Origin of the sequence: Streptomyces sp. NPDC050704 (genome assembly GCF_040654355.1) — a bacterium.
Taxonomy (GTDB): domain Bacteria; phylum Actinomycetota; class Actinomycetes; order Streptomycetales; family Streptomycetaceae; genus Streptomyces.
In genome coordinates this window covers 60,960-87,339 of the sequence record NZ_JBFAHW010000028.1, presented here as the reverse complement: position 1 = coordinate 87,339, position 26,380 = coordinate 60,960, and the positions used below count along the sequence as shown (strand labels likewise).

General features: G+C 71.0%; 23 protein-coding genes. 6 read left to right on the top strand and 17 right to left on the bottom strand.

Features of this window, described 5'->3' with window-relative positions; genetic code table 11:
* Positions 1 to 32 precede the first annotated feature (32 nt).
* Both AB0I18_RS18650 and AB0I18_RS18645 read left to right on the top strand, forming a co-directional pair.
* Positions 33 to 1,595 carry an amino acid permease gene (locus tag AB0I18_RS18650; protein ID WP_363106587.1) on the top strand — a complete coding sequence of 521 codons (1,563 nt, stop codon included), beginning with the start codon at positions 33 to 35 and terminating at the stop codon, positions 1,593 to 1,595.
* 29 nt (positions 1,596 to 1,624) lie between these two features.
* On the top strand, positions 1,625 to 2,575 hold the full coding sequence (locus tag AB0I18_RS18645) for an RluA family pseudouridine synthase (RefSeq protein WP_363106586.1): 951 nt from the start codon (positions 1,625 to 1,627) through the stop codon (positions 2,573 to 2,575).
* Positions 2,576 to 2,594: 19 nt separating this feature from the next.
* On the opposite strand, the gene AB0I18_RS18640 is transcribed toward AB0I18_RS18645, so the two are convergent.
* The 6 genes from AB0I18_RS18640 to AB0I18_RS18615 all read right to left on the bottom strand — a co-directional run bounded on the left by AB0I18_RS18640 (position 2,595) and on the right by AB0I18_RS18615 (position 8,114).
* A complete protein-coding gene (locus AB0I18_RS18640; protein WP_363106585.1) occupies positions 2,595 to 4,070 on the bottom strand; it encodes a cytochrome P450 in 1,476 nt (491 codons plus the stop codon).
* Between the two features lie 73 nt (positions 4,071 to 4,143).
* Entirely contained in the window at positions 4,144 to 4,764 is a 621-nt protein-coding gene (locus tag AB0I18_RS18635) for an ATP/GTP-binding protein (RefSeq protein WP_363106584.1), read from the bottom strand.
* Positions 4,745 to 5,167: a DUF742 domain-containing protein gene (locus tag AB0I18_RS18630; protein WP_363106583.1), complete on the bottom strand. Its 423-nt coding sequence runs from the start codon at positions 5,165 to 5,167 to the stop codon at positions 4,745 to 4,747. The genes AB0I18_RS18635 and AB0I18_RS18630 overlap by 20 nt, the downstream gene beginning before the upstream one ends.
* Positions 5,164 to 5,571: a roadblock/LC7 domain-containing protein gene (locus AB0I18_RS18625; RefSeq protein WP_363106582.1), complete on the bottom strand. Its 408-nt coding sequence runs from the start codon at positions 5,569 to 5,571 to the stop codon at positions 5,164 to 5,166. Before AB0I18_RS18625 ends, AB0I18_RS18630 begins: the two co-directional genes overlap by 4 nt.
* On the bottom strand, positions 5,568 to 7,187 hold the full coding sequence (locus AB0I18_RS18620) for an ATP-binding protein (RefSeq protein ID WP_363106581.1): 1,620 nt from the start codon (positions 7,185 to 7,187) through the stop codon (positions 5,568 to 5,570). Before AB0I18_RS18620 ends, AB0I18_RS18625 begins: the two co-directional genes overlap by 4 nt.
* A 303-nt stretch (positions 7,188 to 7,490) precedes the next feature.
* A complete protein-coding gene (locus AB0I18_RS18615; protein WP_363106580.1) occupies positions 7,491 to 8,114 on the bottom strand; it encodes a helix-turn-helix domain-containing protein in 624 nt (207 codons plus the stop codon).
* Between the two features lie 378 nt (positions 8,115 to 8,492).
* Between AB0I18_RS18615 and AB0I18_RS18610 the strand changes: the two genes are divergently transcribed.
* From AB0I18_RS18610 to atzF, 4 genes are all read left to right on the top strand, one after another.
* Positions 8,493 to 9,317, top strand: coding sequence for an urea amidolyase associated protein UAAP1 (locus tag AB0I18_RS18610; RefSeq protein WP_363106579.1), 825 nt, complete (start codon positions 8,493 to 8,495; stop codon positions 9,315 to 9,317).
* Positions 9,314 to 9,934: an urea amidolyase associated protein UAAP2 gene (locus tag AB0I18_RS18605; RefSeq protein ID WP_363106578.1), complete on the top strand. Its 621-nt coding sequence runs from the start codon at positions 9,314 to 9,316 to the stop codon at positions 9,932 to 9,934. The genes AB0I18_RS18610 and AB0I18_RS18605 overlap by 4 nt, the downstream gene beginning before the upstream one ends.
* The gene (gene uca, locus AB0I18_RS18600) at positions 9,931 to 13,503 is read left to right on the top strand and encodes an urea carboxylase (RefSeq protein ID WP_363106577.1); all 3,573 of its coding nucleotides are present in this window, start codon (positions 9,931 to 9,933) and stop codon (positions 13,501 to 13,503) included. Before AB0I18_RS18605 ends, uca begins: the two co-directional genes overlap by 4 nt.
* A gap of 197 nt (positions 13,504 to 13,700) precedes the next feature.
* A complete protein-coding gene (gene atzF / locus AB0I18_RS18595; protein ID WP_363106576.1) occupies positions 13,701 to 15,386 on the top strand; it encodes an allophanate hydrolase in 1,686 nt (561 codons plus the stop codon).
* Between the two features lie 88 nt (positions 15,387 to 15,474).
* Here atzF and AB0I18_RS18590 read toward each other — a convergent pair whose 3' ends face one another.
* From AB0I18_RS18590 to AB0I18_RS18540, 11 genes are all read right to left on the bottom strand, one after another.
* The gene (locus AB0I18_RS18590; protein ID WP_363106575.1) at positions 15,475 to 16,431 is read right to left on the bottom strand and encodes an alpha/beta hydrolase; all 957 of its coding nucleotides are present in this window, start codon (positions 16,429 to 16,431) and stop codon (positions 15,475 to 15,477) included.
* A gap of 222 nt (positions 16,432 to 16,653) precedes the next feature.
* Positions 16,654 to 19,515, bottom strand: coding sequence for a DEAD/DEAH box helicase (locus AB0I18_RS18585; RefSeq protein ID WP_363106574.1), 2,862 nt, complete (start codon positions 19,513 to 19,515; stop codon positions 16,654 to 16,656).
* A 72-nt stretch (positions 19,516 to 19,587) separates the two neighbouring features.
* A complete protein-coding gene (locus AB0I18_RS18580; protein WP_363106573.1) occupies positions 19,588 to 20,478 on the bottom strand; it encodes a diacylglycerol kinase in 891 nt (296 codons plus the stop codon).
* Between the two features lie 30 nt (positions 20,479 to 20,508).
* The gene (gene tatC / locus AB0I18_RS18575) at positions 20,509 to 21,480 is read right to left on the bottom strand and encodes a twin-arginine translocase subunit TatC (protein ID WP_363106572.1); all 972 of its coding nucleotides are present in this window, start codon (positions 21,478 to 21,480) and stop codon (positions 20,509 to 20,511) included.
* A 47-nt stretch (positions 21,481 to 21,527) separates the two neighbouring features.
* Positions 21,528 to 21,818 carry a Sec-independent protein translocase subunit TatA gene (gene tatA, locus AB0I18_RS18570; RefSeq protein ID WP_363106571.1) on the bottom strand — a complete coding sequence of 97 codons (291 nt, stop codon included), beginning with the start codon at positions 21,816 to 21,818 and terminating at the stop codon, positions 21,528 to 21,530.
* Positions 21,819 to 22,056: 238 nt separating this feature from the next.
* Complete coding sequence (locus AB0I18_RS18565; protein WP_363106570.1) at positions 22,057 to 22,251, bottom strand: hypothetical protein; 195 nt, start codon at positions 22,249 to 22,251, stop codon at positions 22,057 to 22,059.
* A 16-nt stretch (positions 22,252 to 22,267) separates the two neighbouring features.
* Positions 22,268 to 22,528 carry a hypothetical protein gene (locus tag AB0I18_RS18560; RefSeq protein WP_363106569.1) on the bottom strand — a complete coding sequence of 87 codons (261 nt, stop codon included), beginning with the start codon at positions 22,526 to 22,528 and terminating at the stop codon, positions 22,268 to 22,270.
* A gap of 29 nt (positions 22,529 to 22,557) precedes the next feature.
* Positions 22,558 to 23,703: a WYL domain-containing protein gene (locus tag AB0I18_RS18555; protein ID WP_363106568.1), complete on the bottom strand. Its 1,146-nt coding sequence runs from the start codon at positions 23,701 to 23,703 to the stop codon at positions 22,558 to 22,560.
* Between the two features lie 15 nt (positions 23,704 to 23,718).
* Positions 23,719 to 24,672, bottom strand: a complete 954-nt coding sequence (locus AB0I18_RS18550; protein ID WP_363106567.1) for a WYL domain-containing protein — start codon at positions 24,670 to 24,672, stop codon at positions 23,719 to 23,721.
* Positions 24,673 to 24,847: 175 nt separating this feature from the next.
* Positions 24,848 to 25,219 (bottom strand): FKBP-type peptidyl-prolyl cis-trans isomerase, encoded by a 372-nt coding sequence (locus AB0I18_RS18545; RefSeq protein ID WP_363106566.1) that lies wholly within the window; start codon positions 25,217 to 25,219, stop codon positions 24,848 to 24,850.
* A gap of 55 nt (positions 25,220 to 25,274) precedes the next feature.
* The gene (locus tag AB0I18_RS18540) at positions 25,275 to 26,252 is read right to left on the bottom strand and encodes an FKBP-type peptidyl-prolyl cis-trans isomerase (protein ID WP_363106565.1); all 978 of its coding nucleotides are present in this window, start codon (positions 26,250 to 26,252) and stop codon (positions 25,275 to 25,277) included.
* Positions 26,253 to 26,380 lie beyond the last annotated feature (128 nt).

Below are 26,380 nucleotides of genomic sequence, written 5' to 3'. Positions count from 1 at the left end.
CACCGCTCCCTGTGCCGAAGGCAGGTGCCGCAGTGACGACGACCGCCCCCTCCGACGTCCGCCCCGATCCACCGGAGTCCCCCGACGACCGTTCCCTCACGGAGTTCGGCTACCGCCAGGAACTGCACCGCAGCCTCGGCCGCTACGCCTCGTTCGCCGCCGGCTTCTCCTTCATCTCCGTCCTGACGACCGTCTTCCAGTTCTTCGCCTTCGGCTACGCGTTCGGCGGGCCGGTGTTCTTCTGGACCTGGCCCGCCGTCCTGATCGGCCAGTTGCTGGTCGCCGCGTGCTTCGCGGAACTGGCCGCCCGCTACCCGATCTCGGGTGCCATCTACCAGTGGTCGTCCCGGCTCTCCAATCTCACCTTCGGCTGGTTCGCCGGCTGGATCATGGTGATCGGGCAGGTCGTGGTGGTCGCGGCGGCGGCGCTGGCGCTGCAGATGGTGCTGCCGGCGATCTGGTCCGGCTTCCAGCTGATCGGCGACGACCCGACGCCCACCTCCGCGAGCGGCGCGGCCAACGCGGCCGTCTTCGGCGTGGTCCTGTTGGTCCTGACGACCTTCGTGAACGTCATCGACAACCGCGTGATGTCGCTGATCAACCGCATCGGCGTCACCGCGGAGATCATCGGCGCCGTCCTGATCATCGTGCTCCTGCTCACCCACTCCGAGCGGACCCCCGGCATCACCTTCCACACCGGAACGGCCGCCCAGTCGGGCCTGGTCGGGGCGCTGCTGGTGGGTTCGTTCGCGGCGGCGTACGTGATGATCGGCTTCGACAGCGCGGGCGAGATGAGCGAGGAGACCCGCAATCCACGGCGTGTCGCACCGCGCACCATCCTCACCGCACTCGGCGCGGCGGGCCTGCTCGGCGGTCTGATCATCCTGGCCGGTCTGCTGGCCGCGCCCAGCCTCACCAACGGCCGGCTCGGCGTCGAGGGACTGAGTTACGTCCTGACGAGCAGCCTGGGCGACGGCGTGGGCCGGGCACTGCTCGCCGACGTGGTGGTCGCCATCGCGGTGGCGGTCCTCGCCATCCAGACGGCGGCCTGCCGGATGCTGTTCTCCATGGCCCGCGACGGCCAGCTGCCGTTCTCGGGGCGGCTCGCGAAGGTCAACCCCCGCACCGGTATGCCGAGCGCCCCCGCCATCGTCGTCGGCGTCCTCGCCGCCGCCCTGCTGCTCCTCAACTTCGCCTCGCCCGAGGCCTTCCTGGCCATCGGCACCACCTGCATCGTGATGCTGTACCTGGCGTACGCGATGGTCACCGGGCCGCTGCTGGTGAAGCGACTGCGCGGACAGTTCCCCGGGACCAACGGAACGGACGGGACGGACGCCGTCGACGAGGAGGGCCGCCCCCTGTTCTCCCTGGGCCGCTGGGGCATCCCCGTCAACGCCCTCGCCCTGCTCTACGGCCTGTTCATGTCGGTCAACCTGGCCTGGCCACGGGCCGAGGTCTACGACCCGGCGGGCGGGCACTGGTACTTCCAGTGGTTCACCGTGCTGTTCCTCGGAATCACCCTCGTCCTGGGCGGCGCGTACCGGGTGTACAAGGCCCGGGCGGCGGTGGCGGAGGCTCCCGCGTACGCCGCCTGACCGCAAGCCCCCTGCGTACCCTTGACCAGGTGAGACGCAAGCCCCGGATTCCGGACTCCCCCCTGCCGCAGCGCGACGGGGTGGATCCGGTGCGGGTGCGGTTGCCCGCCGAGGGCGCGTGGGGGACCGTACGGGAGCATCTGGTGGAGCGGCTCGCGGCGGGCGCCGGGGTGATCGACGGGATGCTCGACGCGGGGCTGATCGTCGGGGCCGACGGACATCCTGTGGCGCCCGACGCGGTGTACGTGCCGGGGATGTTCGTGTGGTTCCACCGGGAGCTGCCGGACGAGGTGCCGGTGCCGTTCCCGCTGGAGGTCGTGTACCGGGACGGGCACATCGTCGTCGTCGACAAGCCGCACTTCCTCGCCACCACGCCGCGTGGCAGCCATGTCGCCCAGACGGCTCTGGCGCGGCTGCGGCGGGAGCTGGGCATCCCGGCGCTCGGGGCCGCACACCGGCTCGACCGGCTCACCGCCGGGCTCGTGCTGTTCACCGTGCGGCCCGAGGAGCGGGGCGCGTACCAGTCGCTGTTCCGCGACCGGCTCGTACGCAAGGAGTACGAGGCGGTGGCTCCGTACCGGGAGGCGCTGGAGCTGCCGTGCACCGTCCGCAGCCGGATCGAGAAGGAGCGGGGTGTGCTGACCGCCCGGGAGGTGCCGGGTGAGCCGAACGCGGTGAGCCGGGTCGAGCTGGCCGAGCGGCGGGGCGACCGGGCGCGTTACCGGCTGCTGCCCAGCACCGGCCAGACCCATCAACTGCGGGTGCACATGAACGCGTTGGGCGTCCCGATCCTCGGCGACCCGCTGTACCCGGTGGTGACCGGCCCCGTGCCGGCCGGTGACTTCCGGCGACCGCTCCAACTGCTGGCGCGGGTGCTGGAGTTCACCGATCCGGTCACGGGGCACCGGCATGCGTTCCGTAGCGGACGGACGCTTCTGGCGTGGTCCGCGTACGACGACTGGGCCGGCGGTCGGCAGTAGCCGCAGGCGGCCGGCTCGGTCAGTAGCCGCGCCACCAGCGGACGAAACGCTGCCAGGCGCCCGGCGCGCGTCCCGGTTCGAGGGCGGGAGCCGGGGTTTCCGGCTGGGGGACGGCGGGCCGCGGCGCCGGGGAGGGCTTCGGGGTCGGCGTGGAGACCTCCCAGTCCGGACGCGGCCGGGGAATGGCACTCACTCCGGGCCGCTCCATGACGTCCTGCGGCGACGCCGGCTGGAAGCTCACCGGGAGTTCCACCAGGTGCCGTGAGGAGATCGACGCGGTCCACCGCAACTCGTGTTCCTCGACGGCGAGTTGGACGTCCGGCAGCCGCATCAGGAGTGCGTCGACGCCGGTGTCGGCGATGGCGCGGCCGATGTCCTGGCCGGGGCACTCGTGCGGGCCGCCGCCGAAGGCGAGGTGCGAGCGGTTGCCCCGCATGTTCGCCTTGAGGTCCGGGCGGACGTGCGGGTCGATGTTGCCCGGCGCGATCCCGAAGAACAGTCCGTCACCCTTGCGGATCCGCTGGCCGCCCAACTCCGTGTCCTGCTTGGCGAAGTAGCCGAGTACGGCGCTGAACGGCGGCTCGTCCCACAGGGACTGCTCGACCGCCTGGGGCACGGTCATCTGGCCGCCGTTGAGCTGGGCGCGGAAGCCCGGGTCGGTGAGGACCACCCGCAGCACGTTGGCGAGGAGGTTCGCCGTGGCCTCGTACGCGGCGAGCAGGACGAGGCGGAGATGCTGGCCGACCTCCTCGTCGGTGAGCCCGGCCGGGTGGTTGATGAGGTGGCTGGTGAAGTCCTGGGCGGGCTCGGCCCGGCGGCGGACGGTGAGCCGCATCAGGACGCTCATGACGTACTCGTTGCTGGCGATCGCCGTCTCGGTGCCCTTGAGCAGGTCGCGGGTCGCGTGCACCAGGCGGTCGTCGTACTCCTCGGGCATGCCGAGGATCTCGCACAGCACGGCCATCGGCAGCCGCTCGGCGAACTGGCTGACCAGGTCGGCGGCGCCCCGCTCACAGAACCGGTTGACCAGGTCCTGGGTCCAGTGGTTGATGTGACGGCGCAGGTCACGGGCGTTGATGGTCGACATGGCGCCCATCACCGCCCCGCGCAGCCGCTGGTGTTCGTCGCCCTCGGCATGGGAGCAGATGGGCTGCCAGGCGATGAGCGGCATCAGCGGGTGCTCGGGCCCCGCCGTGCCGTCCAGGACAGCGGTCCAGACGCGGCTGTCCCGGGTGTACAGCGAGGGGCTGCTGACCATGTGGAGGTTCTCGCCGTGTCCGAGCACCATCCAGAAGGGCACGTCGTTGTGGAGCAGCACCGGCGCGACAGTGCCGTGTTCGGCGCGGAGTTTCTCGTACAGGGTCCCCAGGTCCTCCGCCTCGGGTCCGTACAGGCGGCGCAGTCCGCCGGGGCCCGTGCCGTGGGCGGGGCAGCTCGGCGGCGGGCCGGACAGGGGGTCGTCCGTGCCGGTTCGGGAGTGGGATTCAGGCGTCACGGTTGTCGCTCCGAAAGCTGAAGTGGTTCCGTTGTCTTGGGAGTTGGGTCATGAGGTCGGCATCGAGGCCGGGTCAGGTCTTCGCCGATGCCATGGCGATCGAGTGCAGGAAGCGCATCAGGGTCATCAGGACGTCCCGGCTGGAGGCCCTGCGGCGCGCGTCGCACTTCACCATCGGGATCTCCTCGGACAGGTCGAGCGCCGCGCGCAGGTCGTCCATGGGGTAACGGGGCCCGTCCGGGAAGTCGTTGACGGCGACGACGAAGGGCACTCCGCGTTCCTCCAGGCGCCCGATGACGTCGAAGCTGACCTCCAGGCGCCGGGTGTCGATCAGGACGACCGCGCCCAGGGCGCCCTCGAAGAGGCCGTTCCACAGGAACCAGAAGCGTTCCTGGCCGGGGGTGCCGAACAGGTACAGCACCAGCTGCTCGGTGATGCTGATGCGGCCGAAGTCCATCGCCACGGTGGTGGCCGTCTTGGTCTCGGAGCCGTAGTTGTCGTCGACACCGATGCCGGCCTGGGTCATGGTCTCTTCGGTGGTCAGCGGCCTGATCTCGCTGACGGAGCCCACCATCGTCGTCTTGCCGACCCCGAACCCGCCCACGATCACGATCTTCACCGCGGCCGTGGCCGTCTGCGGGAGGTGGTCCTCGTCGCGAGGCCCGGTGATCGTGTCAGAGTTTTTGAAGTCCATGCATCACCGCTTCGAGGAGGGAACGGTCGGGCAGCTCCGCGCGGACGATCGGGGCGCGCGCCTGTACCAGTTCAGCCGTCAGCAGCTCGGTCAGCAGTACGGTCACCACGCTGAACGGCAGATTGAGATAGGCCGAGAGTTCGGCCACGGACATGGGGGCCCGGCAGAGCCGGAGCAGCGCCGACTGTTCCGGCTGGGCGGTGGGCGGCGCGTCGGCGTCCGCCACGATTAAGGTCACCAGGTCGAGTTCGGCACGGTCGCCGCCCTCGACCTGGCCGGTGACGACGTACAGCCGCTCCGGCTCGCCCCCCTGGCCCTGGCCACCCTGGCCTTCCGCGGGGGGCGGGGGTTTCTCCTTCGGCGCCTCCTTCGGGAAGCGCCGTCGTCGTTGTGGAGGACTCATACGGTCTGCCCGTTCCGCCGGGGCGGACTCGTGAGGTGGGCACCGATCCGTACGACCATGTCGCGCATGCGGTTGCTCATGAGCGCGGCGTCCACGTGCTCCTCGGCCAGTACGGCGAGGTAGGCGTTCGGGCCCGCGGCCATCATGTAGAAGTAGCCGCCGTGCATCTCGATGATCACCATGCGCATCTTGCCGTCGGTGTCGGGGATCTCGGAGGCGACGGCCCCGGCCAGGCTCTGCAGTCCGGCGCAGGCCGCGGCGATGCGGTCGGCGCCGTCGGGGTCGCCGCCGTACCGGGCGATGCGCAGGCCGTCCGCGGAGAGCACGACGACCTGCCGGGTCCCGTACACCCCGTCGGACAGCTCCTTGAGCATCCAGTCGAAGTTGGCTCGCTGCTGGATCACGTGAGGTCCCCCTCGTCGTCGGCCTCCGGGCCGGCCGGGCTGTTCGTCGCTCCGGGCTTCTGCTTCTGGTCGTCGTCTCCGCCCTTGAGACCGGACATGAACGCCTCGACCCACAGCCCGGGTTCCTTCTCGTCCTTCTTCTTCTCCGGGTCGGGCTGCTGCGTGGACGACCGGGTCCAGTCGATGACGGGCCGGCCCTCGCGGCGCGCGGTCTCCGCCTCCTCCGCCGCCGCACGGGCTTCGAGCACCCGCTGGCTGTAGGGGACCTTGACCCGGCTGCGGCGCTGCGGCAGGCCGTTGGCCGTCCACTCGGTGACCTCGGGAATGTCGTCCTCGTCCATGCCTTCCGGCGTGGGGATACGGGGTCCGGTGGTGGGGCGGCGCTTCTTCTCCGCGCGCTTGGGTCCCTTGACCCCGTCGAAGTCGACCTTGGGCACGGAGGCGGCGCCGATGCCGTGGGCGAGACCGGGGGCCTCCTCCTCGGTGAGCATCTTGCGCGGTACGACGAGTACGGCGCGCACCCCGCCGTACGCGGACTGCCGCAGGGAGACCTGCATGTTGTACATCGCGGTGAGGCGGCCGACGACGGCCATGCCGAGCCGCGGGTCCTCACCGAGGTGGTTGAGGTCGGCGCCGGCCTGCGCCTGCGCGAGCATGTTCTCGGTCCGGGTGCGGGCCTCCTCGCTGAGGCTGACGCCGGCGTCCTCGATCTCGATGGCGACACCGGTCTGCACCTCGACGGCGGTGACGTGCACCTTGGTGTGCGGCGGCGAGTAGCGGGTGGCGTTGTCGAGGAGTTCGGCGGCCGCGTGGATGATCGGCTCGACGGAGATCCCGTTGACGTTGACCTTGGCGATCGAGTGCAGCTCGATGCGCCGGTACTCCAGAATCCGGGACATCGCGCCGCGCAACACGCTGTAGAGCGGTACGGGCCTGGGCCACTGGCGGCCCGGGCGGCCGCCGCCGAGGACGGCGATGGAGTCGGCCAGGCGGCCGATCAGCGCGGTGCCGTGGTCGATGCGCAGCAGGTCGTCGAAGACCTCGGGGTTGCGCCCGTGGTCCTCCTCCATCTCGCGCAGTTCCTTGTTCTGCTGGTGGACGATCGCCTGGACGCGTCGGGCGATGTTGACGAAGGAACGCTGCGCGGCCTCGCGCTGCAGTCCTTCGTGGTCCACGATCTTCAGCACTTCGAGCAGCAACGCGCGCTGGGTGGCGGGGAGATCGCGGTTGCCGGGGTCGTTGTCGACGGTCAGCCGGATCGCGTCCGCGGGCGACTTGCCCGCGCGCATCCGCCACAGGACGGCGGGCAGCAACTCCTCGTGGAGGTGGACGATCTCGGCGTCGTGGTTGGCGATGCGCCGCTGCATGAGTTCCGTCTGGCGTGCGTGCTCGGCGCGCGCCGCACGGATGACACGGCCGCGGCGGACCGCTTCGGCGGCCGTCGCGATCACGAGAAGCGTCGCGACGGCACCGCACCAGCCGACGGCGACCCGGGCCGGCTGCGTCACCACGGCGACGGCGGCCCCGGTCGCCGCGGCCATCACTATGGCCGGCAGCAGCAACACGCGCGCGTAGGGAACTTCACGGCCACCGGGAGGCGATTGAACACTCACCATGTATGCCCTCTGAGACAAATCGACTGGAGGTCTGGGGGGGAGGTGGAGGTAACTGGATCTTCAGAACATCGGGGAACAAGCGCACGAATACACCTCAACTCGGTGCGCTGCGGGCGAGCTTAGTCCGACCGGATCATCGCTGTGTCATATTCAGCAAGCACCTGAAATCGCCCTCGCGACAGGAGTACGCTCTGCATCATTTACACGCTGTGCGGTCATTCGAACACAGTGCGTCACAGCGTACGAACGCGCGAAACCCCTGGCCAGACGGGGTGAGACAGTGCTCGCGGTGCGGCTTCCGGCTCAGATTCCGGCGATGCGCAGGGCCGCGTCGGCGGTGGCCTCGGCGAACGCCGAGACGGGCCGCTCCGGGTCGGAGCGGTGCACGAGGATCACGCCCTCGATGAGACCGAAGAGCAGGTCCGTCCGCAGATCGAGCTCACTCTTGACGAGCGCGCCGCCCGCCTCGGTCGCGGCGAGCAACTGCCGGTAGGCGTCCTTGAGTTCGGCCCGTACGGCATGGAAGCCGGCGAAGCGCTCCGAGCGGACCTCGGGCAGCAGATAGAGCCCGCCGAGGTTGTACGAACCACCGCAGAGCAGCGCGACGTCCGTGCGGCACAGATCCCACAGCCGGTCTTCGGCGGGGGTGACGTCCTCGGCGAGAAGTTGACGGGCGAAGGTCAGGGAGGGCGTGACGGTGGACTCCAGGAGCTCGGCCAGGAGCTCCTCCTTGCCGGACACGTAGTGGTACATGGAGGCCTGCCGCATGCCCGCCCGCTCGGCGACGGCGCGGGTGGTCGTGGCCGCGTAACCGCGCGTCGTGAACAGGTCCGCGGCGGCCGCGAGCAGCTCGTCGCGCGGCGAGAGCCCGCTGTCCGGCCGCTGCTCGGCGCGCGGCCTGCCGACCCGTCGTCCGCTGGAACCCATGCGTTCGATCCTCGCACACCACCCCGCGGGACGATCTCGCCCGCCGGTCACACCCTCGCCACCCGCCCGGCGGGCGGACCCGCGCCCACCGCGGCGAAGAGGGCCCCCACCCGAGCCGAGCGAGGCCGGTTCGATGGTGGTGGCGCGCATGGCGTCCGGGCCCCGTAAGGGGCGCGGGGAACTGCGCGACCAGCCCTCACTGGCCCGCAGGCGAATCACGGCCCTCCCAGCGGAGCGCACCCGTGAGGGATCGGTAACCGCCCCGCAACACACGGGCAACCACCGCGACCCGTCCGGCTCCTAATTTCTGTCGAGCGACAGAAATACACGACCTGCCGCACACCGATGACCCACCACTGCCGAGCCGGAGGTCCCGCGATGGCGACAGCGACCACTTATGGAGCCCGAGCGCACGCCCGCGCCCAGGAGGGCACCCGGGCCGAGGCCATGCCCGTCGTCCCGGCGAGCAGCTGGCCGGCGCCGCCCTGCGAGGCGGGCCACCTGGTGTGGGCGGAGACCGTGGCGGGCGGCAACTACACCCACAAGGTGCTGGCCCGCGGCACGGAGCTGCGGCTGACCGACCTCCGGGGCGAGGCCTGCGCACACCTGCTCCTGTTCGCCGCCGACCGGCCGTGGGAGCGCCTGAACGTGGCCGACACGGTCAAGGTCCAGTGGAACGCCTACCTCGGGGAGGGCCAGCTACTCCTCTCCGACCAGGGCCGCGTCCTCGCCTCGGTGATCGCCGACACCTCCGGACGGCACGACGCACTGGCCGGCACCTCCAGCCTCGTACGGAACACCGAGCGGTACGGCGACGGGACACCGCAGTCCGCGTCCCCGGCCGGGCGCGAGCTGTTCAAGCTGGCGGCCGCCAAGAACGGTCTCGCGCCGCGCGACCTGCCGCCGTCGCTCTCCTTCTTCCAGGGCGTGGAGGTACGCGAGGACGGCGCCCTGGACTTCACCGGCTCGGCCGGTCCCGGCACGAGCGTGACGCTCCGCGCCGAGCAGGACGTCACGGTGCTGCTGGCCAACGTGCCGCACCCCGCCGACCCGCGCGACACCTACACGAGCACCGCGCTGGAGGTACTGGCCTGGCGCGCCGAGGCCACCCGGTCCGGCGATCCGCTGTGGGAGGCCACACCCGAAGGCCACCGCGCCTTCCTCAACACCGCCGAGTTCCTCGCCACGAGGGGGATCGCATGACCGAGCAGACCATCCGGCGGACCACCGTCCCGGCCCGGGCCGCCTGGTCGGCCGTCGTCCGCGCCGGCGAGACGCTCACCATCACCGACCTGCACGGCAACCAGGCCGTGGACTTCCTGGTGTACGACGCCGGGGACACGGCCGTGCGCTACAGCGCGCCCGACACCATCCACGCCCAGGGCAACATCTTCCTCACCACGGGCAGCGTGCTGCTGTCCAACGAGCACACCCCGCTGATGACCGTGGTCGCGGACGACGTCGGCCGGCACGACACGGTCGGCGGCGCCTGCTCCAAGGAGTCGAACACCCTCCGGTACGGGCACCACACCTGGTCGCAGCACGCCTGCGTGGAGAACTTCCTCGCGGAGGGCGCCAAGTACGGCCTCGGGAAGCGCGACCTCGTCTCGAACATCAACTGGTACATGAACGTGCCGGTCGAGAAGGACGGCACGCTCGGCATCGTCGACGGCCTCTCGGCCCCGGGCCTGAAGCTGTCGCTGCGCGCCGAGCGCGATGTACTCGTGCTGGTCTCCAACTGCCCTCAGATCAACAACCCTTGCAACGGCTTCGACCCGACGGCCGTGGAGATGACGATCAGTCAGGCGGGTGCCGAATGAGCGACGAGGGCACGGGCTTCGACACGCTTCTCGTGGCCAACCGGGGCGAGATCGCGGTCCGGATCATCCGTACGGCCCGGGAGCTGGGCCTGCGGACGGTCGCGGTCCACTCCGACGCCGACCGCTCGGCGCCGCACGTGCGGCTCGCCGACGAGGCCGTACGGCTCGGTCCCGCGCCCGCCAAGGAGTCGTATCTCGACGCGGATCTCGTCCTGAGGGCCGCGAAGGACACCGGGGCCGGGGCGATCCACCCGGGCTACGGCTTCCTCTCCGAGGACGCGGCGTTCGCGCGGCGCTGCCAGGACGCGGGGATCGTGTTCGTGGGGCCGACGCCGGAGCAGCTGGAGCTGTTCGGGGCGAAGCACACGGCCCGGGCGGCGGCCGAGGCGGCCGGCGTGCCGCTGGCGCCGGGCACCGGACTGCTCGCGGACTGCGACGAGGCGCTGCGGCAGGCCGGCCGCATCGGCTACCCGGTGATGCTCAAGGCGACCGGCGGCGGAGGCGGCATAGGCATGTCGGCCTGCCGCTCCGCCGCCGAACTGACCGACGCCTGGGAGCGGGTGCAGCGCGTCGCCGCCGCCTCCTTCTCCTCGGCCGGGGTCTTCCTGGAACGGCTCGTCGAGCACGCCCGCCATGTCGAGGTGCAGGTCTTCGGCGACGGCGAGGGCAGGGTCGTCACCTTCGGGGACCGCGACTGCTCCCTCCAGCGCCGCAACCAGAAGGTCCTGGAGGAGGCCCCGGCACCGGGTCTTCCTCCCCGCATACGCGAGCAACTGGCCACCGCCGCCCGCGACTTGTGCGCGAGTGTGGACTACCGCTCGGCCGGGACCGTCGAGTTCGTCTACGACGCGGCCCGCGAGGAGGCGTACTTCCTGGAGGTCAACACCCGTCTCCAGGTGGAACATCCGGTCACCGAGGAGATCTACGGGGTCGACCTGGTCGGCTGGATGCTGCGGCTCGCCCGCGGCGACTCCGACGTCGTACGCGACCCGGGAGCCCCGCGCGGTCACGCCGTCGAGGCACGGGTGTACGCCGAGGACCCCTCGCGCGAACACCGGCCCAGCGCGGGCCTGTTGACGCGGGTCGAGTTCCCGCAGGGCGTCCGCGTGGACGGCTGGGTCGAGACGGGCACCGAGGTCACCACGTCGTACGACCCGATGCTGGCGAAGGTCATCGCGTACGGCTCCGACCGGGCGCACGCGCTGGAGCGGCTTGACGAGGCGCTGGCCAGGACGCGGGTCGACGGCATCGAGACGAACCTCGGCCTGGTGCGGGCGGCGCTTTCGGACCGGGACTTCCGGGCGGCCACACATTCCACCACCACTCTCACCGGGGTGAGTGATCCGACGCCGCGGATCGAGGTCGTGTCCGGCGGCACGCTGACGACGGTCCAGGACTGGCCCGGGCGGACCGGCTACTGGCAGGTGGGCGTGCCGCCCTGCGGCCCGATGGACGACCTGTCGTTCCGGCTCGGGAACCGGGCGCTGGGCAACGGCGAGGGTGCTCCCGGGCTCGAATGCACCTTGCAGGGCCCGACGTTGAGGTTCACGCATCCGACGACGGTGTGCGTCACGGGTGCTCCGGCGCCGGTGACGGTCGACGGAACGGCCGTCGCGCAGTGGGAGCCGGTGACGGTGCCCGCGGGCGGCGTTCTGGCGGTCGGAGCACCCGCCGAGCACGGACTGCGGACGTACGTACTCTTCGCGAGCGGCGGCCTGGATGTGCCGGCCTTCCTGGGGAGCGCCTCGACGTTCACGCTGGGCCGGTTCGGCGGGCACGGCGGGCGCGCACTGCGGAGGGGGGACGTGCTGCACGGCGGTGGCTCGGTGCCCTCGGGTGCGCCGGTGCCGACGGACGAGCGGCCGGTGTTCGGCGCCGAGTGGCGGGTCGGCGCGCTCGAAGGCCCGCACGCCGCACCGGAGTTCTTCACCGAGGACGACATCCGCGACTTCTACGCGGCCGAGTGGAAGGTGCACTTCAACTCGGCGCGCACGGGCGTACGACTGGTCGGTCCCAAGCCCCGCTGGGCGCGCACCGACGGCGGTGAGGCGGGCCTGCACCCCTCCAACATCCATGACACGCCCTACTCGGTCGGCGCCGTCGACTACACGGGCGACATGCCGGTGCTGCTCGGCCCGGACGGGCCCTCGCTCGGCGGGTTCGTGTGCCCGGCGACGGTCGCGAAGGGCCAGCGGTGGAAGCTGGGCCAACTGCGGCCCGGGGACACCGTGCGCTTCGTACCGGTGACGGTTGACGCGGCCGGGGAACTGCGGCGCAGGCCTGCTCTCGCCCCGGTCGCCGACCGTACGGAGATCAGCGACGGTGGCGTACTGGCCCGGGACGCCGACGTGACGTACCGCCGCAGTGGTGACGACAACCTGCTCGTCGAGTTCGGGACCATGCAACTGGACCTGGCCCTGCGGATGCGGGTGCACGCGCTGATGGAGACGGTGGTGGCGGCCGGGCTGCCCGGCATCACGGACATCACCCCCGGCATCCGCTCGCTCCAGATCCAGACGGATCCCGACGAGCTCCCACAGCCCGAACTCCTCGCCCTGGTAAGGGAGATCGTCGCCTCCCTGCCACCCGCCGACGAGTTGGTGGTCCCGTCCCGCACGGTCCACCTCCCCCTCTCCTGGGACGACCCGGCGACCCGCGAGGCCATCGCCCGCTACATGGCGGGCGTGCGCGACGACGCCCCCTGGTGCCCGTGGAACATCGAGTTCATCCGCCGCGTCAACGGTCTCGACTCGGTGGACGACGTGTACCGGACGGTCTTCGACGCCGAATACCTGGTCCTGGGCCTGGGCGACGTCTACCTGGGTGCACCGGTGGCGACGCCCCTCGATCCCCGCCACCGTCTCGTCACGACGAAGTACAACCCGGCGCGCACCTGGACGGCCGAGAACTCGGTCGGCATCGGCGGGGCGTACCTCTGCGTCTACGGCATGGAGGGGCCCGGCGGCTACCAGTTCGTGGGCCGTACGACGCAGGTGTGGTCCGGGTGGCAGCAGCGAGGGGCGTTCGAGTCGGGCTCGCCCTGGCTGCTGCGGTTCTTCGACCGCGTGAAGTGGTATCCGGTGGACGCGGACGAGCTGCTGGAGCTGCGGTCCGACATCATCTCGGGCCGTTTCGTCCCCCGGATCGAGGAGGGCACCTTTTCGCTCGCCTCGTACCAGGCGTTCCTCGCCGAGAACTCCGACTCCATCGCCGACTTCCGCGCCCGCCAGGGCACCGCCTTCTCCGCCGAACGGGACGCGTGGGAGGCCGCGGGCGAGTTCACCCGCGCGGATGCGGCCTCGGCTCCGGTGACGGCACCCGTGGAGGTTACGGTGCCCCCCGGCGGCCGTCTCGTGGAGGCCGAATTCGCCGCGTCCGTATGGCAGTTGAACGTCCAGGTCGGCGACACGGTAACCACCGGCCAGCCCTTGCTGGCCCTGGAGGCCATGAAGATGGAGTCCCGGGTGCCTTCGCCGATGGACGGCGTGGTCGTAGAGCTGCTGACCAAGCCAGGCGCCCAGGTGGAGGCGGGCACGGCCTTGGTGGTGGTGGGACCGATGACTCCCTGACCCCGCATCCTGGCCCGCCCGCGCCGTCTGTAAGCAAGCCCCGCCGTCCGTCGGCAGACCCCACCGTCCGTCGGCAAGCCCCGCCGTCTGTCGGCAGGCACCGCCGTCTGTCGGCAGGCGTTCCGCAGGGCGGAACGGGTGGGCACAGACGACCACCGGCCCGCACGCGACAACGAAACCCCAGCCGAGGAGCACAGATGTCGACCCAGACCAAGGACCACGTCCTGACCCGCGTCCGCCTGGCATACGCCCGAATCGACGCCGCGGACCGCCCCGAGGTCTGGATCGACCTGCGCCCCCAGACCGAGGTGGAAGAGGAAGCCCGAGCCATAGACACCCGCCTCGCCGCAGGCGAACACCTCCCCCTGGCCGGCAGGCTGTTCGCAGCGAAGGGCAACATCGACGTAGCCGGCCTCCCCACCACCGCCGGCTGCCCTTCCTACGCATACCGGCCGGAGGCCGACGCCCCGGTCGTCGCCCGCCTCCGCCAGGCCGGCGCCATCGCACTGGGCACCACGAACCTGGACCAGTTCGCCACCGGCCTGGTCGGCACCCGCTCCCCCCACGGCCCGGTCCGCAACGCCCACGACCCCCGGCGAATCAGCGGCGGCTCCAGCTCGGGAAGCGCCGTCGCCGTGGCCCTCGGCATCGTGGACCTCGCCCTCGGCACGGACACCGCGGGCAGCGGCCGCGTCCCGGCCGCCTTCAACGGCATCGTCGGCCTGAAGCCCACCCGGGGCCTCGTCCCCACCGACGGCGTGGTCCCGGCCTGCGCCTCCCTCGACTGCGTGACGGTCTTCGCCCGCACCCTCCCGGAGGCGGAACAGGCCCTGGCCCACATGACGTCCCCGCCCGCCCGCGACCTCCCGCCCCTCCCCCAGCGCACCCCGGGCCCCTGGCGCATCGCAGTCCCGCCCCGGGAACAGCTCGGCGAACTCGACGAGGGTTGGGCGGCGGCGTACGAATCAGCCGCCGCCCAACTGCAAGCAGCGGGCGCCGAGTTGCGCACCCTCGACCTCGCCCCGTTCACCGAGGCCGCCGCGATGCTCTACGAAGGCGCCTTCGTGGCCGAGCGCTACACCGCCGTGGGGAGCTTTGTCGACAAGTTGCTCTCCGAAGGCGGGGCGGGCCTGGACCCCACGGTCGCCGGCATCATCACCCGCGCCCGTGACCTCCCGGCGCACCAGCTCTTCGCCGACCAGGACCGGCTGGCGGCCCTGCGCACCCGCGCGCTGGCGGAACTCGGCGACGCGGACGCCCTGCTCCTGCCGACCGCCCCCGGCCACCCCACACTCGCCGAGGTCGCCGCCGACCCGCTGGGCACCAACGCCCGGCTCGGCCGGTTCACCAACTCCACGAACCTCTTCGATCTGGCCGCCGTCGCCGTTCCGGCGGGCGAGGTGGCCGGGCTCCCCTTCGGCGTGATGCTGATCGGCCCGGCCTTCACCGACGAGCGCCTCACCCTGATCGCCCGCACCCTGGAAGCGCCCGCGACCCGGATCGCCGTGGTCGGCGCGCACCTGTCGGGCCAGCCACTCAACGGTCAACTGCTCACACTGGGCGCCCGGTTGGAACGTACGACCGAGACCGCCCCCGTCTACCGACTACACGCCCTGTCCACCGAGCCCGCCAAGCCGGGCCTGGTCCACGTGGGCGAGGGCGGAGCCGGGGCCGCGATCGAGGCCGAGGTGTGGCGGATCCCCGCCGAAGGACTGGGCCGCCTGCTCACCGCGCTCCCCCGGCCGATGGCGCTCGGCCGGATCACCCTGGCCGACGGCAGCGACGTACCCGGATTCCTGTGCGAGCCGGGCGCGCTCGACGGCGCACGGGACATCACGGCGTACGGGGGCTGGCGCTCCTACCTGGAGTCGCTCACCAACTGAGGCCGACTGAGGCCGGCTGATGGCTGCCGTCGGCCACGGCTCGCCCCGTCCCCCACCGCGATCCGTGCCTTGTCAGCTGCCCGGCCCGTCAGCGCAGGAAGGCCAGCGCCTCCCGCTCGAAACGCGCAGCGCGCTCGAACTGCGGCAGGTGCCCGGTGTCGTGGAACTCCACCAGGCGCGCGCCGGGGATCGCGGCGGCCGCCCGCTTCCCCAGGACCGGGTAGTTCCCGAGCTTCGCCCGGTCCTCGGGGGCGGCGTACGTCTTGCCGATCGCAGTGCGGTCCTCCTGCCCGATGACGAGCAGCACCGGAACGCGCAGTTCCGGCAGGTCTGCCACCACCGGCTGGTGGTACGCCATTTGGTAGGTGAGGGCCGCCGCCATGGCCCAGCGCGGGTACTCACCGCTGAGCGTGACCCGGTAGCGGATCTCGACGTTGCGCTCGTACGCGGCGCGCCAGCGCACCACGTACGCCCGGTAGAAGGCGCGGATGGCGGTGAGGTCGTTGTTGGCCAGCTCGTCGGCGAAGAGCCGCTCGGTGGGCAACGCCGGGACGAGCTCGCGGTAGTCCTCCAGGCCGACCGGATTGGCGAGGACCAGCTTTCGCGTGCGGTCCCGGTGCCGGAGGGCGAAGCGGACGCCGAGCATGCCGCCCATGGAGTGGCCGACGACATCGGCGCGTTCGATGCCCAGGTGGTCGAGAAGCGCGACCGTGTTCGCGGCGAGCAACTCGAAGCTGTAGCGCTCAAGGGCGGGTTTCGAGGACCGCCCGAAGCCGATCTGGTCGGGAACGACGACACGGTGCCCGGCGGCGGCGAACGCCCGCGCGGTGGGCTCCCACGCCCCGCCGTCGAAGTTCTTCCCGTGCAGCAGCAGAACCGTCCGCCCGGACCTGACTCCCTCGGGCGCGATGTCGACGTATGCCATGTTCACGGTCTCGCCCTCGACCACGAGCCGCAGGAACCGCACCGGAAAGGGCGTCGGAAAACCCTCCATGGCGATGCCGAGCGGCTCGTCGTAGTCGGGCGCGGGCTCCGCGGCCCGCACCCCGGGCTCCGTGGCGCGGGCTGTGGCAGGGACTCCCGCCCCCACCACAGCGACCGTTCCCGCAGCGAGTAACTTCCGGCGCGTGGTCATCCGATCCCTCCGGCGCACTAGCACGTCAGTACGGCCATTGTGCATCAACAGCACTGTGTGGCACGGGAGTTGCCACCCGCCCGGGCACTCTCGTCAGGCACGCCGGTCAGGCGTGCCCATCAGTCGTGCCCGTCAGCCGACCGAGCTGTACGCGACCACCCCGCGCAGCAGCTGGTCGACTGCCTTGCGCGCGTTCTTCGCCACCGTCGAACTCGGCGCCCCGGCGACCGGCGCCGCCGCCGAGATCTGCCCCAGTACGTCGATGACCTGCTTGCACCAGCGCACGAAGTCACCGGCGGGCATCTCGGCCTCCCGCAGGACCTCGTCGAGCCCCTTGCCGGAGGCCCACTCGTACGCGGCCCAGGCGAAGCCCAGGTCGGGCTCGCGCTGTCCGACGCCCTCGGTCTGGGTGATGCGGAAGTCCTCCTCCAGGGCGTCGAGCCGGCCCCAGATGCGGACCATCTCGCCGAGTGCGGCCTTCGCCTTGCCCGACGGCAGCTTCGGCGCCATCGCGTCGTCGGCGGCCCTGGACTCGTACACCAACGCCGAGACGCACGCGGCCAGTTCGGCCGGTCCGAGGCCCTCCCAGACTCCTTCGCGCAGGCACTCGCTCGACAGCAGGTCCATCTCGCCGTACAGCCGGGCGAGCCGCTTGCCGTGCTCGGTGACCTCGTCGGCGCGCAGATAGTCCAGATCGGTCAGGAGCGCGACGATGCGGTCGAAGGTGCGGGCGATGGTGTTCGTCCGACCCTCGATACGGCCTTCCAACTGCGCGGTGTCGCGTCGCAGCCGGTGGTAGCGCTCGGCCCAACGGGCGTGGTCCTCCCGGTCGTTGCACCCATGGCAGGGGTGCGCCCGGATCGCCGTGCGCAGCCGGGCGATCTCGCGGTCGTCAGCGGCCTCGGCCCGCCGCTTGCGGTGCCGGTCGGGCACGACGTGCCCGGCCTTGGTGCGCAGTGCCGAGGCGAGGTCGCGGCGCGACTGCGGCGAGCGCGCGTTGAAGGACTTCGGGATGCGCATCCGGTCCAGGGCCTCGACGGGCACCGGGAAGTCGATCGACGCGAGTCGCTTGACCTGCCGCTCGGCGGTGAGCACGAGCGGGCGCGGGCCGTCGTGGTGCTCGAACCCGCGATGTCCGTTGGACCGCCCCGCGGGCAGCCCCGGGTCGAGGACCAGCGCGAGACCCGCGAACTTGCCGGTCGGGACGTGGATGATGTCGCCCGGCTTGAGCTTCTCCAGCGCGACGGCCGCCTCGGCCCGCCGCTGCGACGCGCCCTGCTTGGCCAGCTCGGTCTCGCGGTCCTTGAGTTCGCGACGCAGGCGCGCGTACTCCTCGAAGTCCCCCAGGTGGCAGGTCATGGACTCCTTGTAGCCTTCCAGACCCTCCTCGTTGCGCTGCACCTGCCGGGAGATCCCGACGACCGACTTGTCGGCCTGGAACTGCGCGAAGGACGTTTCGAGGAGTTCGCGCGAGCGGTGCCGCCCGAACTGCTCGACGAGGTTCACCGCCATGTTGTACGACGGCTTGAAGCTGGAGCGCAGCGGGTACGTGCGCGTGCCGGCGAGTCCCGCCAGGTGGTCGGGATCGATGCCGCGCTGCCACAACACCACGGCGTGGCCCTCGACATCGATGCCGCGGCGGCCGGCCCGGCCCGTGAGCTGGGTGTACTCGCCGGGGGTGATGTCGGCGTGCTGCTCGCCGTTCCACTTGACGAGCTTCTCCAACACCACCGAGCGGGCGGGCATGTTGATACCGAGCGCGAGGGTCTCGGTGGCGAACACGGCCTTGACCAGGCCGCGTACGAAGAGTTCCTCGACGACTTCCTTGAACGTCGGCAGCATGCCCGCGTGGTGGGCCGCGATGCCGCGCTCCAGGCCTTCCAGGAACTCGTAGTAGCCCAGGACGTGGAGGTCCTCGGTCGGGATGGAGGCCGTGCGCTCCTCTACTAGGGCACGCACCTTCTCCCGGGACTCCTCGTCGTTCAGCCGCAGGCCCGCGAACATGCACTGCTGGACGGCGGCCTCGCAGGCCGCGCGGCTGAAGATGAACGTGATGGCGGGCAGCAGCCCTTCGGCGTCGAGCCGCTCGATGACCTCGGGCCGCCCCGGCGTCCACACCCGTGATCTCTGCCGCCGCTCACGCTCGCGGTCGGCGTCGCGCATGGCGCGGCCCCGTCTGCGGTCCTGGTACGACGGACGGCTGGCCTCCATGCGCGCCAGGCGCGAGAGGTCGGGGTTGACGGCCTTCTTGTGGCCCTCGCCCTCCTCGAAGAGGTCGTACATCCGGCGCCCGGCGAGCACGTGCTGGAACAGCGGCACGGGCCGGTGCTCGGAGACGATCACCTCCGTGTCGCCGCGCACGGTGTCCAGCCAGTCGCCGAACTCCTCCGCGTTCGACACCGTCGCCGACAGCGACACCAGGGTCACCGACTCCGGGAGGTGGATGATCACTTCCTCCCAGACGGCGCCGCGGAAGCGGTCCGAGAGGTAGTGCACCTCGTCCATGACGACGTACCCGAGTCCCAGGAGCGTCTGCGAGCCCGCGTACAGCATGTTGCGCAACACCTCGGTGGTCATCACGACCACCGGTGCTTCGGAGTTGACGCTGTTGTCGCCGGTGAGCAGGCCCACCTTGTCCGCGCCGTAACGCCGGCACAGATCGGCGTACTTCTGGTTCGAGAGTGCCTTGATGGGCGTCGTGTAGAAGCACTTCTTGCCCTGCTGGAGGGCGAGGTGGACGGCGAACTCGCCGACGATCGTCTTGCCCGACCCGGTGGGCGCCGCCACCAGCACACCCTTGCCCGCCTCGAGCGCCTGGCAGGACTCGATCTGGAAGGGGTCGAGACCGAAGTCGTACATCTCGCGGAAGTCCGCGAGCGCGGTGGCCTGCTCGACAGCCCGCTTGCGTGCTGCCGCGTACCGCTCGGCCGGTGAGAGATCCTCTGTCATCGTGCTTTCGAGACTACCGGCCGCCACTGACAACAGGACGATCATTATCCGATCGGAGCCGGTGGATCCGGAATCCGCCCAGCTCAGGGGCGCATACCGCAGGATCGTGGACAGCGCTCAGGGACCGGCGACCCGCACCGCGCCCCGTATGCATTCGGCGGTCAGCGGCAGCGGCCCGAGCGGCTCTCCGTCCGCATACCCAGTAACTCCCTCCGCGAAGAGTTCGATCTTCGCGGCGCGGTGGACGGTGATCGTGGGGTGGTCGAGATGGGTCCCTTTGTAGACCTGGGGAAAGACCCGGAGCAGTGACCTGCGGGTGCAGTCCCCGACCACGGTGACGTCGAAGAGCCCGTCGGTGAGATCCGCGCCCGCGCAGATCTTCATGCCGCCGCCGTACGAGGGCCCGTTGCCGACGGCCACGAGCGTCGCCCCGATCTCCCGGACCTCGCCGTCGTCCAGGGTGATCCGGTACGGGAACGGCTTGAACGCAGCGAGTTCGGCGAGCATGGCGAGGTCGTACTTGAAGCGGCCGCTGGGCCACCGCATGCGATTGCCGCGGTCGTTGACGCGGGAGTCGAAGCCGGAGGCGAGGACCGTGCCGAACCAGGTGCCGCCCACCCGCCCCAGGTCGATGTCGCGCAGCCGGGCGCCCTTGAGCGCCTCGCCGATCACCCGCCCCGCGGCCGCCGGATCGCGTACGGGCAGTCCCAGTGCCCGGGCGAAGTCGTTCCCGGTGCCGACGGCGACCAGGCCGAGCGGTGTGCGGGTCCCGGCGACGGCCTGGAGCGCCAGGTTCGCCATGCCGTCGCCGCCGACGGCCACCAGAGCACCCGTGCCGCCCTCGACGGCGGCACACGCGCGCGTGAGGGCGTCCTCGGCGTTCTCCCCGAGGACCGTGCGTACGGAGAATCCGGCGGCCCGCAACGCCGAAGCGGCCGGCTGCGCCGCGCGGGCGCCCCGGCCGCGTCCCGCGGTGGGGTTGACGAAAAGGGTGATCTCGCTGGTCACGGCCGGACCCTACAAGGTCGCCCGGCGCCGTCAGGTGACGTCGTCGTAACCGTTGACCCGGTCCGGTTGCCGTTCACGGTCGGTGTCCGCCTGCGCGGGCAGCGCCCGGGTGGCCGACACGGACTCGATCTCGCCGATGTCCTCGGGCGTGAGGTCGAGTTCGGAGGCCTCGTCGTCGTCCGGACCCTCGGCCTCGCGACGAGCCCTGCGGCGGTCGTTCAGCAGCGAGAAGCCGGTGGCCGCGAAGTACAGGATCCAGATCGGCCCGGCGAGCGCCATCATCGTCAGCGGGTCCGTGCTGGGCGTGGCGACCGCGGCGAACACCGTGATGCCCATGATCATGCCGCGCCACCAGCCGGCCATGCGCTTGCCGGTGATCACCCCGGTCATGTTGAGCATCACCAGGAGCAGCGGCAGCTCGAAGGAGAGGCCGAAGACGAGCACCATGCGCGTGACGAGGTCCAGCAGGTCGTCCAGCGGCAGCAGGTTGTCGACACCGAACGGCGTGAACTCGATCAGGACCTTCGCGGTGGTGGGGAGCACCGCGTAGGCGAAGTAGCCGCCACCGAGGAAGAGCGGGACACCCGTCGCGACGAACGCGTAGGCGTACTTCTTCTCACTCCGGTGCAGACCGGGCGCGACGAAGGCCCAGAGCTGGTAGAGCCAGACCGGCGAGGCGAAGACGACGCCCGCCATGAGGGACACCTTCAGCGCCAGAGTGAAGGGCGCGATCAGACCGTTGATGGTGATCTGCGCGCAGGGGTCGGTGTCCCGGGACTGCTTCGCCAGCTCCTCGAAGGACTCCGAACAGCCGACCGATTTGAGCACCGGCTCGGTGAAGAAGTTGATGATGTCGTTGTAGAAGAAGGCAGCGACGACCGTGATCGCGACAATGGCCAGCAGAGCCTTCGCGAGCCGGTTGCGGAGCTCACGAAGGTGCTCCACGAGGGGCATCCGCCCCTCGGGATCCTTCTCTTCGCTCTTGCGGGCAGACTTGAGCAACCCACGTTCCCATCTCGTGCAGGGGGCCGGAGGTCACCGGCCCTGCGTCAGCGCTTGGTCGTGTCCGTCGGCTCACTGACCGGGCGGGAGCTGGTCACGTCACCGGGCGCGGCCTGGATGGTGCGCTGCACCGGGGGCTGCTGGTCGTCGTGCGGCGGAGCGGCCGCGGCGGCGCTGTCGTCCTTGCCCTCGGTCTTCATCGCCTTGGCCTCGCTCTTGAGGATGCGGGCGGACTTGCCCAGCGAGCGAGCCATGTCCGGAAGCTTCTTCGCGCCGAACAGCAGGATGATGACGACGAGGATGAGAATGATCTCGGGAGCGCCGAGCCTTCCGAACATAAGCTTTTACCTTCTCACCGAGGCGGCGTGGTTTGGGTTGCTGCCCGACCGGTCGGACGTCTGTCCGAGGATCGTGCTGACAGCGATCGTAACGCTCAGGGGTAAACGCGAGGCAATCCCTGTGCGTACTCCCAGTTTGCGACCCGCGCCTCATTCTCCGGGCCGCGCCCAGCAGCGTACCTGGCCATCCTGCGAAGTTGACAGGTCAGAGTGACTCAAAGCGCACAGCCAGGGCCCCTCAGAGGGCGTCCGCGGAGCGGGCCGCACTCATGGACGCCCGCTCCAGGTCGTCGGCCGCGCGGTTGATCCGGCGCGCGGATTCGGTCACTTGCCTGCCCAGCCGCTCGGCCTCCAGGAAGACCCGGACGGCGAGCACGCCGAGGACGGCGATTCCCAGGAAACCCACAGCGATCGCGAGCATCGGCCAGAACATGTGCCGACCCTAGCCCCTAGACCGCCGAGTGCAGACGCAGGGCCCGCACCCCTCCGCCGGTGAGGAGCTCGACGATGCGCTCCCCGGCCGGCTTGCGCACCGCCGCAGCGCACTCCGGGCAGGTGAAAGAGTAGAAAGTGGTCCGATGTGTGGCGCCGACGACCAGCCGCAGGGCGCTCGCGGTGAGCTCGAAGCCGGCCCGGCAGTCGGGGCACGCGGCCTTGAACACCACGGGATCCACTCTCGTCATCCCGGCGAAGGCGGATTCCACGGACATCTCACTCGTCCCAGCCATCGACGACCCGCTCAAAGACCCTGCTCCTGCCTGTCGTACAGCCCGTCATGAACTCCGTGCGGCCCGTCGTCCGGACGCTCCGCTCCGCCGTCACCGCCGGGCGGAGAGCCGAGTCCGCCTCCCAGAGGCGCTCCAGGGACGCCCTGCGGCCGGTCCTGCGGGTCGTACACGCCCTGCGGCCCGTCGTAAGCCGTGAGCGCCTCACGGGCCGCCTGCCGGGCGCTGTCCGCCACCTCCGGCGGCGAGACGATCCGGCCGTCCCGTCCCAGCCGCAGCGCGAGGCGGCGCAGCGAGGCCGGGTCGGGGGCGCGCAGGGAGATGCGCAGTCCGCCGTCCGGCAGCTCGTCGGCGCTGTCGTGCGGGTAGTACTCGGCGACCCAGCGCCCGCCGGGGCCGACCTCCACGACCACCTCGGGGTCCTCCGCGGCGGGCTGCACGAGCCCCTCCGAGAGGTCCCGCAGTTCGACCTCGGGCGGCGCGGACGGTTCGTCGAGGATCTTGATCTCGGCGACCCGGTCGAGCCGGAAGGTGCGCCGTGCCTCGGAGCGGCGGCACCACGCCTCCACGTACGTGTGCCCGACGCTGACCAGGCGGATCGGGTCGATCTCGCGCTCGGTGAGCTCGTCCCGCGAAGGTGAGTAGTAGCGGATCCACAGTCGGCGCCGCTCGGAGATCGCCCGGTCGACGTCGGCGAAGACCCCGCCCTCGGACTCGAAGGTGACCGACAGCCGGGCGCTGGCGCCCGCCGCCTCGCCCGAGGCGGCCTCCACCTTCGCGGTGGCCCGCAGCAGCGCCTGGCGGTCGCTCTCGCGCAGCCCGGGCAGGGTGGACACGGCCCGCGCGGCCACCAGCAGCGCGGTCGCCTCGTCGGCGGCGATCCGCAGCGGCTCGGCCGCCTCAGCGGCGAGGGCGCCCGGGTTGCGCCACCAGATCCGGTCGCCGTCGGTGTCGATGTCGAGCAGATCGCCGCCCCGGAAGCTGGTTCCGCACAGCGGCAGCACGTCGAGGTCGGAGATCAGCTCGTCCTCGGTGATCCCGAAGGCCCGGGCGACGTCCTCGACGCGCGCGCCGGGACGCTCGCGCAGATACGTCACCAGGGAGAGCATCCGCCGGGTCTGGTCGATCGCGTTCGTGGGCTTGGCCGGTTTTCCTGCCACTTTCCTACGTTCCCCTCAGCCCTTGGCCACAGCGCGTAGCCGGTCCACGACGTCGGCCCGCAGCTCGGCGGGTTCCAGGACCACCACGTCGGGCCCGAACTCGACGAGCCAGGCGTCCAGGCCGTGCCCGTACGGAATCTCCAACTCGTCCCACCCGTCACCGAGTTCCCGTACCGAGGCGGCCTTCGCGCGCAGCGGATAGCCCGAGCCCGACCGCAGCCGGATCAGCGCGGAGCGGTCGGCGATGTCCCCCGCCCAGCTCGCGACGGTCTCGCGCACGGTGACGACGTCGGGTACCTCGACCGAGTACTTTCCGCTGCGGGTACGGACCTTGCCGGTGATCCGGGACAACCGGAAGACCCGCTCGGCCTGGCGGTCGCGGTCCCAGCCGGCGAGGTACCAGTGGCCGCGCCAGCACTCCAGGGCCCACGGCTCGACATGGCGCGGCTCGGGACGGGCCGCGGTCGCCTTGCGGTAGTCGAAGGAGACCGGGCGGCGGTCGCGGCAGGCGAGCATCAGCGGCTCGAAGGCGGCCTCGTGCACGGGAATCCGGGGTTCCAGCGCACCATGGGACTCGTACGGGTCGACGTCCTCGGGCAGGCCCGCGGCGCGCAGCTTCTGCAGGGCGCCGCTCGCCGCGCCCGCGAGGCGGGCCTGCTGCCAGACCTTGGCGGCGAGGCCCAGTGCGGCGGCCTCCTCGGCGTCGAGGGTGATGGGCGGCAGCCGGTTGCTGTCACGGCGGGCCAGGTACCCGACCTCGCCGTCGAGGTTCTCCACCGTCTCGATGACCAGGCCGAGTTCGCGCAGATCGTCCTTGTCGCGCTCGAACATCCGGTTGAAGGAATCGTCCGAGCTCGCCTCCAGATAGGCCTCGATGGACTCACGGAGCTCGCGCTTGCTGAGCGGCCGCCGGGTCCCGAGCAGACACAGCGCCAGGTTCATCAGCCGCTCTGCCTTGGCAATGGCCATCGATGCCCTTCCCATATGGTGCTTCCGACCGATGACCGTACCGCCCCGGGGTGTCGTGGCAAAAGCCGAGGGCCCATGCCCGGACAGGCATGGGCCCCAGGTGATCGGGTTCGGTCGAACCGCGATCACACGGCGGACGAGGACCGGACGTGACGTGGCCCTCTCGTTCGATGAATCAGACCGAGACCAGGTCGCAGACGAAGATCAGCGTCTCGCCCGGGCCGATACGACCGCCGGCGCCGCGGTCGCCGTAGGCGAGGTGCGCGGGGATGATCAGCTGCCGACGGCCGCCGACCTTCATGCCCTGCACGCCCTGGTCCCAGCCCGAGATGACCTGGCCGACACCCAGCTGGAACTTGAGCGGCGTACCGCGGTTCCAGGACGAGTCGAACTCCTCGCCGGTGGAGAAGGCCACACCGACGTAGTGGACGGAGACGCTGTCGCCCGCCTTGGCGACCTCTCCGTCGCCCTCCCAGATGTCCTTGATCTCGAGGTCCGCCGGGGGCTCGCCACCGGGGAAGTCGATCTCGGGCTTCTCGATGCTCACTTCATCACTCCTTGTTGCATGGTCTGCACCCCGGACATTCTCACAGACACCGCGGTCATGCCGCGCCGAGGATGTCCACCACGAAGACCAGCGTGTTCTTCGCCAGCTCGCTGTCGGGGCTGGCGCCGTAGCCGAGAGCGGGCGGGATCACCAGCAGGACCCGGTCGCCCACGTTCTTGCCGACGAGGCCCTGGTCCCAGCCGACGACCACGGAACCGGTGCCGATCTGGAAGGCGGTGGCGCCACCGTGGTCCCAGGAGGAGTCGAACTTCTTGCCGTCCTCCCACTTGACGCCGGTGTACTGGGCGATGAGCCCCTGGCCGGCCTCGACCTTCTTGCCGCTGCCCTTGATCAGCACCTGCTGCTTCAGGTCCTTGGGGGCCTTGGTGTTCTCGGGGATGGTGATGGTCGCGGCCTTCTGCGACGGGGCCTTCACCGTGGGCAGGCCCTTCTCGGAGGCCGCCTGCTCCCCCTTGGCCTCCGCCTTGGCATCGACGGTCGCGGCGCCGACGGCGTCGACGACCCAGACGAGCACGTCCTTCGCGGCGATGCCGGAGGACGTGTTCAGCCCCTGGCCGATCAGCTCGCCCGCGGTGCCCTGCACCAGCGTGCGGCTGCCCGGCTTCTTCCCCTTCACGGCGTCCAGGACCTTGGCGGGCAGCTGCTGGCTCTGCTTGCCGATCTGGTCCACCGACTGCCGCCGGGGCGTCTTGCCGTCGGCGGGCGCCGCCCAGGTACCGCCCAGAGCCTCGGCGCCGCCCCACTTCTCGACGGTCCAGTCCAGCCGGACGAAGTCGGAGGCCTTGACGGCGGATCCGCTGCCCTCCAGGACCGTCTTGGTCTCGGTCTTGGCGGACGGTTCCCCGTCCTTCGGCACGGAGATCTCGGGCTTGGCCCCGAACTTCCCCTTGACCTCGGCGACTCCGGCCGCCGCATCGCCGTTGCTCTCGTCGTCCGATCCGCACGCGGCGGTCAACAACAGGGCGGGAACGGCCAGGAACGCCGCGACACGTCGTTTCACGTTGTAGTTCATCAGTCCAACTGGGGGTCGGGGGTGGGGGGCATTGCCGGCCACTCTACGACGCACACGCACCAAGTACGGATCGACTCAGGACACGCCGACGCCACGGCCGGTTTTCCGGCCGGGGCGAATCCTGGACA

Excerpts from the sequence above, each read along its gene's own strand:
- AB0I18_RS18635 (WP_363106584.1), bottom strand. The coding sequence starts at position 4,764 with ATGGACTTCAAAAACTCTGACACGATCACCGGGCCTCGCGACGAGGAC.
- AB0I18_RS18630 (WP_363106583.1), bottom strand. The coding sequence starts at position 5,167 with ATGAGTCCTCCACAACGACGACGGCGCTTCCCGAAGGAGGCGCCGAAG.
- AB0I18_RS18620 (WP_363106581.1), bottom strand. The coding sequence starts at position 7,187 with ATGGTGAGTGTTCAATCGCCTCCCGGTGGCCGTGAAGTTCCCTACGCG.
- AB0I18_RS18615 (WP_363106580.1), bottom strand. The coding sequence starts at position 8,114 with ATGGGTTCCAGCGGACGACGGGTCGGCAGGCCGCGCGCCGAGCAGCGG.
- AB0I18_RS18610 (WP_363106579.1), top strand. The coding sequence starts at position 8,493 with ATGGCGACAGCGACCACTTATGGAGCCCGAGCGCACGCCCGCGCCCAG.
- AB0I18_RS18605 (WP_363106578.1), top strand. The coding sequence starts at position 9,314 with ATGACCGAGCAGACCATCCGGCGGACCACCGTCCCGGCCCGGGCCGCC.
- uca (WP_363106577.1), top strand. The coding sequence starts at position 9,931 with ATGAGCGACGAGGGCACGGGCTTCGACACGCTTCTCGTGGCCAACCGG.
- atzF (WP_363106576.1), top strand. The coding sequence starts at position 13,701 with ATGTCGACCCAGACCAAGGACCACGTCCTGACCCGCGTCCGCCTGGCA.
- AB0I18_RS18585 (WP_363106574.1), bottom strand. The coding sequence starts at position 19,515 with ATGATCGTCCTGTTGTCAGTGGCGGCCGGTAGTCTCGAAAGCACGATG.
- tatA (WP_363106571.1), bottom strand. The coding sequence starts at position 21,818 with ATGTTCGGAAGGCTCGGCGCTCCCGAGATCATTCTCATCCTCGTCGTC.
- AB0I18_RS18565 (WP_363106570.1), bottom strand. The coding sequence starts at position 22,251 with ATGTTCTGGCCGATGCTCGCGATCGCTGTGGGTTTCCTGGGAATCGCC.
- AB0I18_RS18560 (WP_363106569.1), bottom strand. The coding sequence starts at position 22,528 with ATGTCCGTGGAATCCGCCTTCGCCGGGATGACGAGAGTGGATCCCGTG.
- AB0I18_RS18550 (WP_363106567.1), bottom strand. The coding sequence starts at position 24,672 with ATGGCCATTGCCAAGGCAGAGCGGCTGATGAACCTGGCGCTGTGTCTG.
- AB0I18_RS18540 (WP_363106565.1), bottom strand. The coding sequence starts at position 26,252 with ATGAACTACAACGTGAAACGACGTGTCGCGGCGTTCCTGGCCGTTCCC.